The 17,004-nt window shown below is 68.8% G+C and carries 17 protein-coding genes; 10 read left to right on the forward strand and 7 right to left on the reverse strand.

The window, feature by feature from the left end; genetic code table 11:
- The 6 genes from B3E43_RS07665 to B3E43_RS07690 all read left to right on the forward strand — a co-directional run.
- Nucleotides 1-393, forward strand: a 393-nt coding sequence (locus B3E43_RS07665; protein ID WP_292028150.1) for a PLP-dependent cysteine synthase family protein, incomplete at its 5' end; no start/stop codon positions are given.
- Nucleotides 394-478: 85 nt separating this feature from the next.
- The gene (locus B3E43_RS07670; protein ID WP_292028152.1) at nt 479-1,036 is read left to right on the forward strand and encodes a DUF4287 domain-containing protein; all 558 of its coding nucleotides are present in this window, start codon (nt 479-481) and stop codon (nt 1,034-1,036) included.
- Nucleotides 1,033-1,647, forward strand: coding sequence for a TetR/AcrR family transcriptional regulator (locus tag B3E43_RS07675; RefSeq protein ID WP_292028153.1), 615 nt, complete (start codon nt 1,033-1,035; stop codon nt 1,645-1,647). Before B3E43_RS07670 ends, B3E43_RS07675 begins: the two co-directional genes overlap by 4 nt.
- Before the next feature lie 16 nt (nt 1,648-1,663).
- Nucleotides 1,664-2,644, forward strand: coding sequence for a copper chaperone PCu(A)C (locus tag B3E43_RS07680; protein WP_292028154.1), 981 nt, complete (start codon nt 1,664-1,666; stop codon nt 2,642-2,644).
- 44 nt (nt 2,645-2,688) lie between these two features.
- Nucleotides 2,689-3,906, forward strand: a complete 1,218-nt coding sequence (locus tag B3E43_RS07685) for a DUF2336 domain-containing protein (protein WP_292028155.1) — start codon at nt 2,689-2,691, stop codon at nt 3,904-3,906.
- 166 nt (nt 3,907-4,072) lie between these two features.
- Nucleotides 4,073-4,507: a MucR family transcriptional regulator gene (locus B3E43_RS07690; RefSeq protein ID WP_292028156.1), complete on the forward strand. Its 435-nt coding sequence runs from the start codon at nt 4,073-4,075 to the stop codon at nt 4,505-4,507.
- A gap of 194 nt (nt 4,508-4,701) precedes the next feature.
- Here B3E43_RS07690 and B3E43_RS07695 read toward each other — a convergent pair whose 3' ends face one another.
- The 5 genes from B3E43_RS07695 to B3E43_RS07715 all read right to left on the reverse strand — a co-directional run bounded on the left by B3E43_RS07695 (nt 4,702) and on the right by B3E43_RS07715 (nt 9,386).
- Nucleotides 4,702-5,751, reverse strand: a complete 1,050-nt coding sequence (locus B3E43_RS07695; RefSeq protein WP_292028264.1) for a DUF2336 domain-containing protein — start codon at nt 5,749-5,751, stop codon at nt 4,702-4,704.
- Between the two features lie 41 nt (nt 5,752-5,792).
- A complete protein-coding gene (locus tag B3E43_RS07700; protein WP_292028157.1) occupies nt 5,793-6,734 on the reverse strand; it encodes a hypothetical protein in 942 nt (313 codons plus the stop codon).
- 93 nt (nt 6,735-6,827) lie between these two features.
- Nucleotides 6,828-7,580, reverse strand: a complete 753-nt coding sequence (locus tag B3E43_RS07705) for an ABC transporter permease (RefSeq protein ID WP_292028158.1) — start codon at nt 7,578-7,580, stop codon at nt 6,828-6,830.
- Nucleotides 7,577-8,353 (reverse strand): ABC transporter ATP-binding protein, encoded by a 777-nt coding sequence (locus B3E43_RS07710; RefSeq protein ID WP_292028159.1) that lies wholly within the window; start codon nt 8,351-8,353, stop codon nt 7,577-7,579. The genes B3E43_RS07705 and B3E43_RS07710 overlap by 4 nt, the downstream gene beginning before the upstream one ends.
- On the reverse strand, nt 8,346-9,386 hold the full coding sequence (locus B3E43_RS07715; RefSeq protein WP_292028162.1) for an ABC transporter substrate-binding protein: 1,041 nt from the start codon (nt 9,384-9,386) through the stop codon (nt 8,346-8,348). The genes B3E43_RS07710 and B3E43_RS07715 overlap by 8 nt, the downstream gene beginning before the upstream one ends.
- 126 nt (nt 9,387-9,512) lie before the next feature.
- Here B3E43_RS07715 and B3E43_RS07720 point away from each other — a divergent pair, with 126 nt between their 5' ends.
- A complete protein-coding gene (locus tag B3E43_RS07720) occupies nt 9,513-10,007 on the forward strand; it encodes a hypothetical protein (protein WP_292028163.1) in 495 nt (164 codons plus the stop codon).
- Nucleotides 10,008-10,591: 584 nt separating this feature from the next.
- Here the strand turns inward: B3E43_RS07720 and B3E43_RS07725 are convergent.
- Nucleotides 10,592-12,442, reverse strand: coding sequence for an ABC-F family ATP-binding cassette domain-containing protein (locus tag B3E43_RS07725; protein ID WP_292028166.1), 1,851 nt, complete (start codon nt 12,440-12,442; stop codon nt 10,592-10,594).
- A gap of 168 nt (nt 12,443-12,610) precedes the next feature.
- On the opposite strand from B3E43_RS07725, the gene B3E43_RS07730 reads away from it, so the two are divergent.
- The 3 genes from B3E43_RS07730 to B3E43_RS07740 all read left to right on the forward strand — a co-directional run bounded on the left by B3E43_RS07730 (nt 12,611) and on the right by B3E43_RS07740 (nt 16,600).
- Entirely contained in the window at nt 12,611-13,594 is a 984-nt protein-coding gene (locus B3E43_RS07730) for a hypothetical protein (protein ID WP_292028168.1), read from the forward strand.
- A gap of 51 nt (nt 13,595-13,645) precedes the next feature.
- Nucleotides 13,646-14,104 carry a YcgN family cysteine cluster protein gene (locus B3E43_RS07735; protein WP_292028170.1) on the forward strand — a complete coding sequence of 153 codons (459 nt, stop codon included), beginning with the start codon at nt 13,646-13,648 and terminating at the stop codon, nt 14,102-14,104.
- A 171-nt stretch (nt 14,105-14,275) separates the two neighbouring features.
- The gene (locus tag B3E43_RS07740) at nt 14,276-16,600 is read left to right on the forward strand and encodes a hybrid sensor histidine kinase/response regulator (protein WP_292028172.1); all 2,325 of its coding nucleotides are present in this window, start codon (nt 14,276-14,278) and stop codon (nt 16,598-16,600) included.
- Here the strand turns inward: B3E43_RS07740 and B3E43_RS07745 are convergent.
- Entirely contained in the window at nt 16,586-16,999 is a 414-nt protein-coding gene (locus B3E43_RS07745; protein WP_292028173.1) for a hypothetical protein, read from the reverse strand. The genes B3E43_RS07740 and B3E43_RS07745 overlap by 15 nt on opposite strands.
- Nucleotides 17,000-17,004 lie beyond the last annotated feature (5 nt).

Below are 17,004 nucleotides of genomic sequence, written 5' to 3' on the forward strand. Positions count from 1 at the left end.
ACCGGCGGCACCATCACCGGCGTCGGCCAGGTGCTGAAGGCGCGCAAGCCCTCGCTGCGCATGATCGCGGTCGAGCCGACGGCCTCGCCGGTGCTGTCGGGTGGGGAGCCCGGGCCGCACAAGATTCAAGGCATCGGGGCGGGCTTCATCCCCTCGATCGTCGATCGCTCTGTCATCGACGGGGTTGAACAGGTGTCCAATGAGGACGCCTTCGACATGGCCCGCAAGGCGGCGCGGACGGAGGGGATTCCCGTCGGCATTTCATCGGGCGCCGCCCTGGTCGCCGCCTTCCGTCAGGCTGCGCTGGACGAGAACGCAGGCAAGACGATCGTGGTGATCATCCCCAGCTTCGCGGAACGTTATCTGTCGACGGCGTTGTTCGAGGGGCTGTGACGGCCGTTTGAACGACCGTTCAAGTTTTCGTTGACTCCGGTTCTTGAACGAGCATTCAATAGGGCTCGGGAACGGGAGATGAAGCATGGCTGACCCTCAGGCCGAAACGGCTGCCATGATCGCCAATCTGAAGGCGAAGACCGGCCAGTCGCTGGACGAATGGCTGGCGCTGGCCAGGACCAGCGGACAGGTGAAGCACGGTGGGCTGGTGTCCTGGCTGAAGGCCGAGCACGGGCTGGGGCACGGCTACGCCAATCTGGTGGCGCACAAGACCTTCGCTTCGGACGCCGGGTCCAGCGACGACGCCGCCCTGATGGAGGCCATGTTCGCCGGGCCGAAGGCGGCGATGCGCCCGGCCTATGACCGGATCGCGGGCATCGTGTCGGGGCTGGAGGGCGCCCAGTTCGCGCCGAAGAAGGGCTATGTCAGCTTCCGCCGGAACAAGCAGTTCGGCCTGGCGCAACCGTCGACCAAGGACCGGCTGGATCTTGGGCTCAGCCTGAAAGGGGTCCAGCCGTCGGGACGGCTGGAGGCGGCGGGGTCGTGGAACGCCATGGTCACCCACCGGGTCCGCATCGCCTCGGCCGACGAGATCGACGCAGAGGTCGAGGGCTGGATCAGACAGGCCTGGGCAGCGGCGTGAGCGGCGCGCCCGATGTCCGCACCCGGATCGTGATGGCGGCGATGGAGCTGTTCTGGGCCAAGGGCTACAATTCGACCTCGATCGCCGACATCCTGAGCCGGACCCAGCTGAACGCCGGCAGCCTGTACCATGTGTTTCCGGGCAAGCAGGACGTGCTGATCGCCGTGCTCGAGGCCTATCGCGACGGGCTGTACGAGAACCTGGTCGATCCGGCCTGGGAGGGGGTGGACGATCCCGTCGAGCGCATCTTCGCCCTGCTGGCGCGGTACCGCTGGCTGATCCTCGAGACCGACTGCACCTATGGCTGCCCGATCGGCAGTCTGGCGCTGGAGCTGCATGAGGCGGACCCGGTGGTGCGCGACCTGCTGGCAGTCAACTTCACCGGCTGGGTCGGGGCGATCATGAAATGCCTTGATGCCGCCGGCGACCGTTTGCCGACGGGCGTCGACAAGCAGGCGCTGGCCGAGTTCGTGCTGACGACCATGGAGGGCGGGGTGATGCAGGCCCGGACCCATCGCGACGTCGGCTATTTCGACCGCGGGGTCTCCGCCCTGCGCGACCATTTCGACATGCTTCTGGCCCGCGCCGCGCGCCGGCCCGAGACCGTTTGAGGGGAAGATCCGCGCCATGAAAATTCGACTGATCGCCGCCGTCGCCCTGTCACTGGCCTTTGCGGCGCCCGGCCTGTCCGCTGTCGCCCAGGTCGCGGAATTGCCGGCGCCGGGCGTCGGCCGGGCGGCCTATGCCCCGTTCGAGCATCTGGTCGGAAAGACCTGGCGGGGCGTAGGCACCGGACCCGAGGCTGTCGAGGATATCCAGCGCTGGGACTGGGCTGTCGGCGGCCATGCGGTGCGCGTGGTCCATTCCGTGGGCGGGGGGGCTTATGCGGGGGAGACCCTGATCTTCCGGGACCGGGCGAGCGGGGGCTACATCTTCCACTATTTCACCTCGGGCGGCTTCCATACCACCGGCGTCATGCGGCCGACGGGCCCCGGCGCGTTCGAGGCCGAGGAGACGGTGCACGGCCTCGACGGCTTTCCGCCCATCCGCTCCACCCTGGTGATGGGCGCCGACGGTGTTCATCGCGCGCGCAGCTCCCAGCAGGAAAACGGTGAGTGGGTCGAAAAGGGCGGGTTTGACTATCGCGAAGACGCCTCGGCGGTCCCCGTCATGCCGGTGCTGGCCTCCGTTGCGCGGGAGGCCTCGGCCTCGGCGGGGCCGTTGGACCTGACCCGGCGGATCGTGGCGACCTCGGGCGTCGCCGGTGAGGACTCGGCCGGTTATGTGCGCATCCGCAACGGCTCCCCGGTGGCGGACGAGCTGGTCGATGCCTCCTGCGCCTGCGCCGACACGATCGAGTTCCACCGCGTGGTGCGCACGGAAACGGGCGGAAGCATGATCGACGACCCGAACTGGACGGTTCCCGGTAACGGCGCGCTGGACGTACGGCCGGGAACCAGCCTGCACTTCATGCTGATAAATTTCGATCCGGCGAAGGCTGTCGACGGGCGGGTCCGTTTGACACTGTCCTTCCGCGACGCCGGGACGGTCGAGGCGGACTTCGCCCTGACCGGCGACAGTCGCGCTGCCTGGACGGCCTTCGACTGACCGTCACAGCCGGTTAACCGGCGTGGCCCTACGATTCGCGGGACATGTCCGAGACCGCGACCAGCCCTGAGGAGGCCGCCCCGGAAGGTGGATTCCGCGCGCGTCATGCGTTGCTGAAACGCCTGGCCGATGTGGTGTCCCTGCCCGCCAGCCGGATCAATGCCTTCGAGCGCGCCGTCACCGGCGACCTGCTGGTCGAGATGCTGCGGCTGGCCTCGCCCGAGGACCGCCGGCGGGTGGCCTCCCGGCTGGCCCCCCTGGCCGAACTGCCCAACGCCCTGGCGCGGATGCTGCTGCGTGACGATCCGGAGATCGCCGGCCTGCTGATCGAACAGTGCGCCTCGCTGTCGGATGCGGACCTGGTGGCCTGCGCGCGCGACGCCAGCCCCGCGCACCGCTTCCTGATGGCCAGTCGGCGGGCGTTGTCCGAGGTGGTCACCGAGACCCTGCTGAGTTTCGGCGAGAGCCATGTGATCGAAGCAGTGCTTCGCAACGGCACGGCCCGCCTGAGCCAGACGGCGATCGAGGGCGTCGTCAGCCTGAGCCGGCAGGAGCCGCAGTTGTGCGGCCCGACGCTGAAGCGTCCCGAACTGCGTCCGTCGGGCGCTTATGTGATGTTCTGGTGGTGTGGTCCAGAGGATCGCCGCACCATTCTGCAGCGGTTCGCCGTGTCGCGGGAGGTCATGCAGGAGGTGTCCGAGGATGTCTTCGCCATGGCGGCGGCGGAGAACTGGCAGGATCCTGTGTCGCGCAAGGCGCTGCAGTTTATCGAGCGGCGGCAGCGGAACCGGGCGGCGATCGCCAAGAGCCCCTATGGCGGACTGGAACAGGCCGTAGCCGCGGCCGCCGAGCGTGGGCTGAACCGCGAGGTGGCGACAGAGATCGCCTATCTGTCGGGGGTCAAGCCGGTCACGGGCGCCAAGATCATGGGCGATCCGGGCGGCGAACCGCTGGCGATCCTCTGCAAGGCGACGGGGCTGGGCAAGAGCGATCTGGCCAATCTGTGGCGATCGATGCGTCGACCCGAGACGGCGGCGGACGGCTCGGTCCATCCGGCCTGGGACCGGGTGCGGATCACCTATGACATGCTGGCGGTCGACCGGGCGCAGACGGTTTTGCGTTACTGGAACTGGTCGCTGTCTTCAGCCCTGACGCCGGCGCTTCTGAGGGCCATCCGCGATGGCGAAGAAGAGGGGCTGGACAACTACTCGGCGCCCGAGCGCGCGGCCATGCTCGCGCTGGCGGACAACTTCGGACGCTGAGCACCCGAAGCACGCCGGACGCCGCTATCTATAGTGAACTTTCAAACACTTCGGAGAGCTATTTCCGAGCATGGAACCCGATGTTGCTTTCACAAGGGAACAAATCTATTGAACTCGCCAACGGCTGATTCAGTCGAGAAACAAGCAATCAAGGTGAGGCCGGCCCATGGAAGACAACGCTCAACTCCTCGAGATGACTGCGGACATCGTGTCGGCCTATGTCGGCAACAACAATGTGCAGGCGTCGGAAGTGCCGGGCCTGATCTCCAGCATCCACGCCGCCCTGACCCAGGTCTCGACTGGCGCTGTCGAGCCTGAGCCTGAGGTCAAGGACCCGGCTGTACCGGTACGCAAGTCGATCACGCCCGATTTCCTGATCTGCCTGGAAGACGGCCGCAAGTTCAAATCGCTGAAGCGTCACCTGCGCACCAAATACAACATGAGCCCCGAGGAATACCGGGCGAAATGGGGTCTGGCGAAAGACTATCCGATGGTCGCCCCGAACTACGCCAAGGCGCGTTCGGACCTCGCCAAGCAGATGGGCCTGGGCCAGGGCGGCCGCAAACCCGCCCGCGCCGCCGCGGGCCGCGCCAAGAAGTAATCCGGACGTTGTTCGAGAAGCGCCCGTCCTCGGCGATGGGGGCGGGCGTTTTTCTGGTCGGGGGTTGGTTGAGTGGCTAGTGGCTAGTGGCTGGCCGACGCCTGCGAGACGGTGCTGACGGCGCCGCCCTTCCGCCAGCCGTGGAGCGGCAATCACTGACCACTAGCCACTAGCCACTAGCCACTCATCACTCGCTACGCGGCCGCGGCTCCGCGACGCATGCGCCAGAAGCGCAGGGTCCGGAGGGCGGCGTCGCGGCTCAGTTCGGCGTACATCCGGGCGTAGGAGTGAGCCTTGGCCATGGCGTCTCCGTCGTCGTTCAGCAGCACCACCGCATAGGTGAGGAACAGGGCCCGATCGAGATCGGCGGCCTTGCAGACTACGGCCAGGGCGTCGAGTTCGCGCCGCTCGATGATCTGGCGGGCGGTGTGGAAGTCGATGTCGGACAACTGGGCCAGGGCGATCAGGAACGAGGTCGTACCCCCTGAGCGCAGGAACCGCGCCAGCATCTGCGGCGTCAGCTGACCGGCGGCCTTGAGCTCTTCGACATAGGCCGAGCACTCAGCGTAGTCGGCGGGCAGGGCGCCGTCGTCCGTGGCGATGCGGGCCCGGCCGGCGGCCAGGGCGCTTTCCAGCAGAGCCGGATCCATCCGGGCGTTCTGTTCGAGGATGCGCGTCCGCAGCCGCGCCTCGACGACGAAATACATCTCGTTGAGCAGATCAGCCGGCAAGCCGGCGCGGGATACCGTGGCCTCGTGCAGCGCCGGATTGACCCGCGCCCGCTCGACGGCTGCCTCGGACGACTTGCGCGACAGCTGGGCGCCGTCGTTGCGCAGCAGGGCGCCGAGAGTCTCGTCGTCGCCGCGTTCGACGATGACCTCGGACACGGCCTCGGACACCGACGGGCGGGCCGAGACGGCGCGCATATGCGCCTGGCCATGGCTGCGGACCACGCCCAGCAGGTCTTCGTCGGTCAGGACCGGCGAGGTCGTGAGCACGGCTTCGGCGACGGCGGCCTCGTCATTGGCCAGTCTGCGGATCAGGGCATGGGGCGCATCGGGCGCATTCGCGAACCGGGCGGACAGTTCGGCGCGTACCGCGGTCTCCATGTCAGCCGCGAGGCTGGTCAGGACGGATCCGTAGAGGGTGTCTTCGGTGGCGCTGCGGGCCGAGGTTCCAAAGAAATGCTCGGTCAGTTCACGCAGCAGGGCGCGGCGCTTCTCGCTCGACCCCTCTTCGGCCATGGCGATCAGCTCGGGCAGGCGGGAGGGCGTCGACGCAACTGTCACTGATGGTCCCCGTCGGAGGCGGCGGGCGCGTGGCGTATACGGCCCTGGGCGTCGCGGATCAGGGTCGGACCCTGTTCGGGTGCAGCCAGATCCTGCGAGGCGATGGTCTCGGGCATGGTCACGACCAGGGCGTCCACATAGTTCGGCGCGGGCATTTCCAGGGCGTCCGGCTGCCGACCGTTCTGACGATGGACCGAATAATAGCGGCCGCCCTGGGTCGGCGGGCGTTCGCCGCTGTTGCTGACCTCAGCGACCCGACGCGGTTGGGGCGCAGCCGGGCGGGGAGTTACGCCGGCGGGGTCGATGACCGGGGGCGCGGCGACCGGAGCCGGGGCGGGCGCGTCCTGCTGCATGCGGAAGATCGGCGCATCGCGACGCGGCGCCATCGGATCGAACGGCTCGCTTTGGGCGGGCGGCGCCTGGGAGGGCGGCGGCGCATAGATCAGTTCGGCCGGCAGGGCCTGACCACGGCCGCCGGGATCGGGCAGATAGTCGGGAGTCGCGCGGGGCTGGGGCGCGGGAGGCGGGGCTGGCGCAGGCCGGGGCGCCACGGGCGGGGCCGCGGCCGGCGCAGGTGCGGCCATCACGGCTTCCGGCGGCGGCGCGACAGGGTTCATCCAGGCGTTGGCCGGCGTGAGGGTGCGCCGGGCGCCGGGAGCAGGCGTCAGGCCAGGTCGGGTGGGGACGGGCGCGGCCGAGTTGAAACCCCCGTGGGGAATGGGAGTGTTGGGGCGTCTCAGGTCGCGTCTTCCGGCAGCGGCAGGAGCGGCGGCGGGGGCCGCCGGGCCGGCCTCACCGCGGCCGGGCCAGGACAGATAGCGCAGTCCGCGGGCCTCGCCGGATGGGGGGGAGGCATTCTGGGCGGAGGCGCTGCCGGCGAACAGCACCGTACCCGCGGCGGCGAGCAGGGCGGTCGTCAGGATCGGGGCGCGGCGCAACTGGGCGTCTCCGGACGCGGTAATGGAGTCTCACGCTAGTCATGCGTCGCTTAACCCGTTGCTAACGCCGGGGAGTTGAGCGCCGGGGTCCGGTCAGGAGAGTCTGCGTCGCGCGGCCCGTTCCAGCAGGCCGACGACGGCGTTGAGCAACAGACCCATGACCATCAGACAGGCGAGCGCGGCCAGCATGTCGGCGGTGCGCAGCCGGTTGCCGGCTTCGAGCAGCCGCCAAGCCAGTCCCTGGGTCGAGCCCGAGCCGGAGACGAACTCGGCCACGACGGCGCCGATCACGGCCAGCCCGGCGGCGACCCGCAAACCCTCCAGCACGAAAGGCAGGGCGGCGGGCAGGCGCAGACGGACGAGGCGCTGGACGGGAGAGGCGCTGTAGAGGTCGAACAACCGCTCCAGATCGGGATCGGCGGACTTCAGCCCGGTGAGGACGCCCGAGAAAAGGGGGAAGAAGGCGACGGTTGCCGCCAGCGCCACGACGGCCCGATCGGCGTGGTCCAGGCCGGCCCAGATCATCACCAGCGGGGCGATGGCCACCACCGGCGTGACCTGAAGCGCGACCGCGAGGGGTCGGACCGCCTGCTCCGCCGGGCGACTGAGCGAGACGGCGAGGGCCAGGCCGCCGCCGAGCAGGGTGGCGAGGGCCAGGGCCTGCAGCGCCATCCAGAAGGTGGCTCCGGCGGAGGCGGCGAGAAGCGGCGCGCGCTCGATCAGGGCCGTGGCCACGGCGCTGGGCGGCGGCAGGAACCATGGCGGGACGTGGAGCAGACGGCAGGCAAACTCCCAGCCGATGAGGAGGACCGCGGAGAGCAGGAGAGGCGGCAGGAGGCGGGTCATGCGCCGGCCTCCGTCAGGAGAGGCGGCATGGCTTTGGCGAGGGCGGCGGCCAGCGTCTCGACCGCAGCCCGATAGCCGGCGTCGACGCGCCACCCCGCGGGTCTTGGCAGGGCGCCGGGAGACCGAAGCCCGGCCGCGACCCGGCCAGTCGTGGCATCGAACACCAGCGCCCGGTCGGCGAGGTAGACGGCCTCCTCGACGTCATGGGTGACGAAGACGATGGCCGGGCGCGGGGCGCGGGCGGCCCAGAGGCGGTGCAGATCCTCGATCAGGCGGCGACGGGTGACGCTGTCGAGGGCGGCGAAGGGCTCGTCGAGCAAGAGGAGGTCCGGCTCTGTGGCCAGGGCGCGGGCGAGGGCGACGCGCATGGCCATGCCGCCGGACAGCTGGCGCGGGCGGGCTTCGAGCCGGTCGCCGAGGCCGACGGCGGTCAGGGCTTCGGCGGCGCGGACCCGGGCTTCGGATCGGGCCATCCCGGCCAATTCCAGCGGCAGGGCGACATTGGCGAGGGCGTCGGCCCAGGGCATCAGGGTCGCGGACTGGAAGACGAAGCCGATGCGGCCGGAGGCTGTGACGACCGCGCCTTCGGATGGCGATTCAAGGCCGGCCATCAGGCGCAGGACAGTGGACTTTCCGGCGCCCGAGGCACCGACGACGGCGACGATCTCGCCGGGAGCTATGGTCAGGTCGATGGGGCCGAGCGGCGCGCGGCCGGGATAGCGGACGACGACGCCGCCAAGGGACGCCGCGGCGCCCGCCTCCGCCTCAGCCACGGCCGGGCAGATACTGGGTGGTGAAGGCCTGGCGCCAGTCCAGATTGGGCGGATAGACCCCGGCCCCGGAAGTGACGTCGAAGAACGCCTGCCAGCGGTCGGCGGTCATGGCGCCGAGGCCGTAGAGGGCGGCATCGCCGCCGTCGACGATGCCGTTGGCCTTCAGCTTGGCGCGGGCCTGGTCGAGGATGGCCTGGGTCATCTCGGGATTGGCCTTGCGGATCAGGGCGTCCGCCGCCTTGCCGTCTCCCTGGATATAGTCGCGCCAGCCCTCGGCCGAGGCGGCGATGAAGCTGCGCAGGGCGGCGGCGTTGTCGCGGGCGAAGGCGTTGGGGGCCAGAACCATGGCGGCGTAGGAGGGATAGCCCTCGTCGGCCAGCAGGAAGACCCGGGGCGCGAAGCCCGCCGCCTGTTCGATGCTCCAGGGCTCGCTGGTCAGATAGCCCTGCTGCACCGCCCGCTCGTCGGCGAGGAAGGGCGCGGGGTTGAAATTGTAGGTCCGGACCTGATCGTCGGTGAAGTTGTACTTGGCCTTGAGCCAGACCCAGAAGGCGTCGCGCGAGGCGGTGGCGAGCAGGAAGGGCCGGCCGGCGAGGTCGGCGATGCTTTCCAGCGCCGGGTCGGGGTGGGCGATGAGGACCTGCGGATCCTTCTGGAAGAAGGCGGCGACGGCCTTCACCGGGGCGCCCTCGGCGACCAGATTCATCGGGATGAAGCTGTTGGAACCCATGCCCAGCTCGACCGCGCCGGAGGCCAGCAACTGGGGCACGTTGACGCCGGGACCGCCCTGGATGATCTCGACGTTCAAGCCGCGCTTGGCGTAGGCGCCAGAGGCGAGGGCCTGGTAGAAGCCGCCGTGCTCGGCCTGGGCGCGCCAGTCGGTGGCGAAGCGCAGGCGTACGCGGCCTTCCTCGTCGACAGGGGCTTCGGACCGTTGGCAGCCCGCCACGGCCGCCGTGGCCGCCAGTGCGCCGGCGCCGGCCAGCAAGGCGCGGCGGTCAGGCGAGAAACGGCGATTCCCACGCAAGGTCATGACCGTGATGTACGGCTCAGGTGCGGCGAAGGGAAGGGCAGCGGCGCCCCGTCCGCATTGACCATCGGTGAGAGATACCCTGAAGCTGGGTCGGCGCCGGGGGCGTGAACGGAAGAGTGGGGCGCAATGGGCTGGATCGACCGGATGTTCGAGAAGGGGCGGCTGAGGTCGATCGTGAGGGCAGTCGCCGCTCTGAGGGGCGAGGCGCTGTCGCCCGCGCTCGAAAGCGCGGTCGTGGATACCGCGCGCGCCCTCAAGCCCGAGGCGCTGGGGCCGGGGCTCCGCTCGTCCTATCCCGCGCTGGTGCTGGTCTTCGCGCGGCAGCTGGCCGACGCCAACGGCCGGCTGGCGTCCAGCCACTGGTCAGCCGGCGGCGGCCGGAATGTCGGGATGGATGTCCTCGAGGCGCGGGGCCGTGCGATGGGCGTTCTCGTCGCCGTGGCGGCGCGCCGACCGGCTCCGCGCCGTCCACTTTCGGAAATCGCCGAGGCGCTGGAGGGATTGATCGCCGCGCAGCGAAACGGCGCCGGTGATGCTGACGGCTATGGTCTGGGAACCCTGCGCGAGATCCAGCGCGATATCGCCCTGCTGGCCCTTGCGGAATCCGTGGCCCGGAATTGAGCGAGGGGACGAAGATCCCCGGCAAACCGGTTTTCCTCGTCCCCTCGCCAAGTCCGGGTTGGACTTGGCCATTGAGGTTCAGAACCCTGGCTTCAGCATCAGCGAGGCGAACCCCGGTGATGGTCAGCTGTATCCTGTCGCGCTCCTGGTCTCCGGCGTTCCACGAGGTCGAACCCCGCGCCGTCCATCGATCCCGATCCGGTTCCCTCCGGTCTTCTCCGGCCGAAGCCTTCGAAGGATCCCTTGGGCCTTGATCCTGTCTCCCGTCCGTTAAGGTCGAAACCCCCCGGTGCGTTCGATCAGAGAGCCGGGCCGGTCCGCTTTGATCCCCGGGTCTCCCCGGTTTTCCGCGCCGCCGTGTCCCTCGGCCTGATCAAGCTCGCTCCGATCCGCAGGTGTGGCAAGCGGTCCGGAACGAGCGTCTGTGGACGGCCTTGGGGATAAATCATGCAGGGCGTTCGCCTGCCTGTGACGATTTTCGAATTTTCTTCGCTGTGTGAAGGTCTTGTGACTTCTGCACAGCCTCGCGAAAAAGACCGGAAATTGGGTCGATCCGGCAGATTTCGGGCGTCGAAACGCGAAAGTCAGGAGCCGGCGAGAGCTTCCCGCTTCGACTCCAGCTCCAGCCACTCCTCTTCCGCGGCCGCCAGAAGGGCGCGCGCCCGGTCGGCGTTGGCGGTGGCGCGGTCGAAGGCCTTGCGGTCGCGGGCGTAGAGGTCCGGGTCGGAAAGGGTCGCGTCGTGGCGGGCGATGTCGACCGGCAGGGAGACGAGCAGGCCCTCCAGCTCTTTCAGGCGGTGGGCGTCCTTGAACGTCAACTTGCCGGGCTTCCTGGTGGAGGCGCGGTCAGAAGGCTCCGCCTTCTCGACCCGACGCGCCTCGTCGGCGGCGGCGGCGCGTTGGGCCGCCTCCTTGTCCTGCGGGCGGGGGTTGGCACCCGGCTTCAGGAATCCCGGATTCTGGCGGATGAAATCGGTCCAGCCGCCGGGGGTTTCGACGATGTCGCCGCGGCCGTTCATGGCGATGGTCGAGGTGGCCAGCCGGTCGACGAAGTCACGGTCGTGGCTGACCAGGATGAGGGTGCCGTCGTAGGTCTCGAGCAGCTCTTCGAGCTTGTCGAGCGTGTCCATGTCGAGGTCGTTGGTCGGTTCGTCGAGGACCAGCATGTTCGCCGGCTTGGCGAGGGCGCGGGCCAGCAGCAGGCGGTTGCGCTCGCCGCCCGACAGGGTCGAGATCGGCTGACGCAGCTGGCCCTCCTGGAACAGGAAGTCCTTGGCATAGGCCGCGACGTGTTTGGACACGCCCCGCACCAGCACACTGTCGCCGCCGCCGGGGGTCAGGGCGTCCCACAAGGTCATGTCGCTGCGAAGGCCCTCGCGCGACTGGTCGAGATACACCGGCTCCAGATTGGCGCCGAGGCGGACCGTGCCGGCGTCGGGCGCAAGCTGCCCCAGCAGGATCTTGACCAGGGTGGTCTTGCCCGCGCCGTTGGGGCCGACGATGGCCAGCCGGTCGCCGCGGATGACGCGGGTGGTGAAGGGCTTCAGTACCGTGCGGTCGCCGAAGGATTTGGTGACGCCCTTGAGCTCGGCCACCAGCTTGCCTGACAGGCCGCCGGAATCGACGCCGAGGTTGAGCTCGCGGGGAATGTCCTTGACCCGTTCGGCGTGGTCTTCGCGCATGGCGTTGAGGGCGCGGGCGCGGCCCTCGTTGCGGGTGCGCTGGGCGGTGATGGAACGATAGAAGGTGTAGGTTTCGGCCTCGATGCGCTTGTTGAGACGGCGCAGGGACTCGGCCTCCTCCTCCATGACCTTGTCCGCCCATTCGTCGAAGGCGGCGAAGCCCTTGTTGAGGGTGCGGACGCGGCGGCCTTCCAGCCAGTGACACGACTGGGTGACGCGGTTGAGGAAGGCGCGGTCGTGGCTGACGACGAGGACCGAGAAGCGGGCCTGAAGCAGCTCCTCTTCCAGCAGCTCGATAGCGAGAATGTCGAGGTGGTTGGTCGGCTCGTCGAGCAGCAGCAGATCGGGCTCTTCGGCGAAGGCCTTGGCGAGGGCGGCGCGGCGGATTTCGCCGCCCGACAGGTTGACGGCCGCCTTGGCCGGATCGAGGCCGAAAGTCTCCAGCCAGGCCTCGGCCGTCCAGTGGTCGGCGCCGCCGGACTCGGCATAGTCGGCCAGGGTTTCGCCGGTGATGACAGGTTCCTGGGCGACATAGGCGAAACGGGTGCCGGCCTGGACCGAGCGGTCGCCGGCGTCGGGCTCGATCAGGCCCATGACCATCTTCATCAGGGTCGACTTGCCGGCCCCGTTGCGGCCGACGAGGGCGGCGCGGGTGCGCGGCTCGACAGCGATGTCGACCCCGTCGAACAGCGGGCGCTGGCCGTCCTGGAGACGGACGTTCTTGAGGGCGACGAGAGGAGGACGGGGAGCCATGGAAACCCTGGACACGCGGCGCAGCGGGGAGGCTGCGCGGTCGAAGGCGGCCATATAGGGGGTCTGGCCTCCTGTGGCCACCGGCAGCGGCCTTCGCCCCCTGAGGGATTTGCAGCGGCACCATGCGGAACAGTGTTAGTCTGACGCCGGACGTCCGGGGGGATGAGGATGAGTGATCAGGGGCAGGATGCCGGGCCGGTCGTGCGCAGGAAGCGGGGCTTCGGCTGGGGCGAGCTGCTGGGCGGGATTGTGCTGGCGCTGACGCCGGTGGCGGGCACGCTGGTCTACGACAGCGTCTCGCGGCCCTCTGGCGAGGTGACAGCGGCGGCGGACATGCTGACCCAGATCGCGCCGCATATTGACGCCTATCGCCGCCAGTCCGACCTGTTCGACGTCAACAGCCGCCGGGTGGCCAACGCCATGCTGCGCGGCGGATCCCAGGAGGCGGCGCAGGCGCGGTATGACGACTTCACCCTGGTTTGGAGCGACTATCAGACGACCTATTCCGATCTGAGAGACCTGATCCTGCCCGCCGACAACACCGCCGCGCCGGAGTTGCGGGACCTGGTGTCCTACATGGAAGGGGCTATGGCCGCCTCGAACCGGATCGACCTGTGTTTGCAATCGGCCTTGGGCAGCTATGACGCCGGGGCGCCGGACCGGATGGCGGCGAGGGCGCGGAGCCGGACCGGGATCGACGAGTCGGCGGCCGGGGCCGAGAGCGCGGCGCGGGCGCAGGATCAGGAGCTGCGCTGCCTGTCGGGCGACGAATATTTCGTGGTCAGCGAGCGGATGCAGCGGCTGGGCGGCTGCAACTATGCCCTGCGCAAGGCCATGATGGGATCGGTCGCCAACCTGCGCCGGACGCGGGACGACGGACCCGTGGCGCGGCTGGGCGACCGGCTGACGGGCCGCTCGGCGCCGAGGACGGCGGACCAGAGGCCGGAATTCTGGGGTCCGCTGCTGAATCGGGTGAAGCTGGAATGCTCGCGCGAGCGGCTGAGACCGAGCCGCGGCGACGCGCCGCCGGCCAACCGGCTGAACATCTGGCAAAGGGTCGACGCCGTGGCGCCGGCCCCGGTCATGGGCCCTGCTCCGATCATGCCGTTGGCGGCCCCAACGATCGCGGCGCCTGCAACGCCCGCGACCTGATGCTGGCGAAGAGCGGAGACAGCCCCGGGCGATCCGCGTAAGAGGCCGCCGATGGATCGGCCCTTCTGGCAAACCAAACGTCTTGAACAGATGACCCGCGAGGAGTGGGAGAGCCTGTGCGACGGCTGCGGGCTCTGTTGTCTGGTCCGGTTCGAGGACGAGGACACGGGCAAGGTCGTGCCGACGCGGGTGCACTGCAAGCTGTTCGACAGCGATCGCTGCACCTGCATGGACTATGCGAACCGGCGCGAGCAGGTGCCGGACTGTATCAAGCTGACGCCGTGGAATATCGAACAGCTGGGGTGGATGCCGAAGTCGTGCGGTTATCGCCGGATCCACGAGGGGCGCGGTCTGGCCGACTGGCATCCGCTGATCTCGGGCGACCCCGAGAGCGTGCACGCGGCGGGGGTTTCCGTGCGGGGGCAGACGGTGTCCGAGCTGGCGCTGAATGAGCCGGAGGACGCGCTGGATTTCGAGGCGCCGGAGTGGGACCAGGAGCGGGGCGGCTGATGTCGACGCCTGCGCTCGCCACCTGACCACCGCCTGCTAACCGAAATTTCGTTGTTCGCGCCCTAGTCTGGCTGGATGGGAGCGAAACGTCCGCAAGAGTCGCGCAAAGCGACGACGGAGTCTCTGAATCTGGACAGCCCCTTCGAGCGGCTGACTTCGCTCGCCCGCGTCATGTTCGACACGCCCCATGCCATGGTCGGGGTGATCGACGGGGACCTGACCCTGTTCCGCGCCAATGTCGGTCTGGACCAGTCCGAACTGCCGCGTGAGCTGACGGCCACTCACCTGATGGTCGCAATGGGTCCGGGCGCTGTGTTGATCGTGGAAGACGGGCTCAAGGATGAGCGTGTGCGAAACCACCCGATGGTGACCGGCGCGCCCTTCCTGCGCTTTTTCGCCGGCGTGACGATCGCCAACGCCGACGGTGCAGCGGTCGGCGCGATCGGCGTGATGGACGTCAAGCCGCGCGCGCGGCCGACCGATGCCGAGATCGAGAACCTGAAGGTTCTGGCCCGAATGGCCGGTGAAATGATCGACCAGGTCGCGGCCAACCAGCGCCAGTCGGAACAACTGAAACTGCTGAGACTGTCCGAGGAAATGGCGGGCATCGGCCAGTGGCGGATGGACGCTGAGACCCTGAAGTCGACCTGGTCGGATCAGGTCTATCGCATCTATGGCGTGACGCGCGAGACGTTCGATCCGAGCCTGGGGGACGCCCTCGGCTTCTTCCACCCTGACGACGGTGAAACCATCCGGCGGATGGTTGTGCGCGGCCTGGAGACCGGTGACGGCTTCCACACAAGGGCACGACTGATCCGGGCCGATGGCGAGGAGCGGCTGGTCGAGACGCGCGCCGATACCGAACGCGGACCGGACGGAAAGGTCGTGTCCATGTTCGGCGTCTTTCAGGACGTGACCGAGGCTGAAGCGGCGACCCGGCGGATGGCTGAAAGCGAACAGCGGCATCGGATGCTGGCCGACCGGGCGACGGACATTATCATCACCTACGGCGTCGACGGGCTGGTGACCTATGTGTCGCCGTCGATCGAGCGGGTGAGCGGGCATCTGCCCCGGGAAGTTATCGGACGGCCGGTGACGGACCTGATCCATCCCGAAGACGTGCCGGGTCTGGCCGCGAGTTTCCGGGAATTCGTCAAGGCGCCGCCGGAATGGTCGCAGCGAGGGGTGACCTATCGCGGTCTGGTCAAGGACGGCGGAACCCGCTGGTTCGAGGCGCGGACCTCGATCATCCGTGACGACGAAGGCCGGGTTGTCGAGTTCCAGGATCTGGTGCGCGACGTCACCGATACCAAGCGGCTGGAGGAGGCGCTGATAGAGGCGCGCGACCGGGCCGAGGCCGGGGCGCGGGCGAAGTCAGAGTTTCTGGCCAATATGAGCCATGAGCTGAGAACGCCGCTGACCAGCGTGATCGGCTTTTCGGGCCTGTTGCAGCAGAGCGCGGCGCTGCCGGAGACCGAGCGGCGCTACGCAGACCGGATCGGTACGGCGAGCGAGGCCCTGCTGGGGGTGATCAACGACATCCTGGACTATTCCAAGCTGGAGGCCGGGGCCGTGGAGATGGAGGCGCGGGCCTTCGATCCCCGGACGCTGGCGCAGGCGGCGGTCGCGATGGTCGAGGGGCAGTGCGAGGTCAAGGGCCTGGCGATGGCCGTCGTGCTCGATCCCGACCTGCCGCCGGCGCTGACGGGCGACGAGGGCCGGTTGCGGCAGGTCATGCTGAACTTCCTCGCCAATGCCGCCAAATTCACCGCGAAAGGCTGCGTGACACTGGAGACGTCATGGACGGGCGAGCGGCTGAGGATCGCGGTGACCGACACCGGCATCGGCATCGCCGAAGAGAAGATCGACACCCTGTTCGAACGCTTCAGCCAGGCCGACAATTCGACAACGCGGGTCTATGGCGGGACTGGATTGGGACTTTCGATCTCGCGCCGGCTGGTCGAGATGATGGGGGGTGAGATCGGCGCTCACAGCCGGATCGGCGAGGGTTCGACCTTCTGGTTCGAGGTTCCCCTGACACCGGCCGAGGCGTTGGCGTCGGACGACGAAGCGAACGGCGCGGCGGCGAGCCCGGACGGGCTGCGCATACTCATGGCCGATGACGCCGCCGCCAACCGGGAGCTGGTGGTGGCGATCCTTGGCGGGATGGGCGTCGCGCTGGAGACCGTCGAGGACGGCGCCCGGGCGGTCGAGGCGGCGCGGGTTGGCGGCTATGACCTGATCCTGATGGACGTGCACATGCCGGTGATGGACGGGCTGGACGCGACGCGTGCGATCCGGGCGCTGGACGGAGAGGCTGGCCGGGTTCCGATCGTCGCCCTGACCGCCAATGTCCAGCCGGAGCAGGTGCTGCGCTGCCAGGAGGCCGGCATGGACGATCACGTCGGCAAGCCGATCCAGGTGGCGGAGCTGCTGCGGGTCATCGCAGCGCGACTGGAACAACGGGCCAGCCTGAAGGCGTCAGAGGCCGCCTGAGCCGCCCTTCGAGGCGTGACGCTGTGCTGACAGTTCGCGAATCCATAGTCGGGTTGGCGCGACAACATCACCTGAAATCAATCGCTTGCGGGATTGTAACTGCGATTTGCCCGCCGGACTACGCTGGTCGGCTACTCTTTGGACATGACGGGAAATCAGGACAGGGCGGCGCGGGCGGCGGCATGGTCCGGCGCGATGCAGGATGACTTCATGGCGATCGTCGACGAGGACGTCGTGGTCCTGAAGGCCGCGAAACCGGCCGTCGATGACCTCGCCGCCGCCGTGCGACGGGTCCGGGCGGTCGGCGTCTTCGCGCGGTCGGTTCGAGCCGTCGTGATGCTGTCGCCGCCGTCGCGATCCGGCGGCGACCGTCAGCTGGAAGAGGACGAGATGAAACACCGTGA

Origin of the sequence: Brevundimonas sp. UBA2416, from assembly GCF_002343105.1 — a bacterium.
Classification (GTDB): Bacteria; Pseudomonadota; Alphaproteobacteria; order Caulobacterales; family Caulobacteraceae; genus Brevundimonas.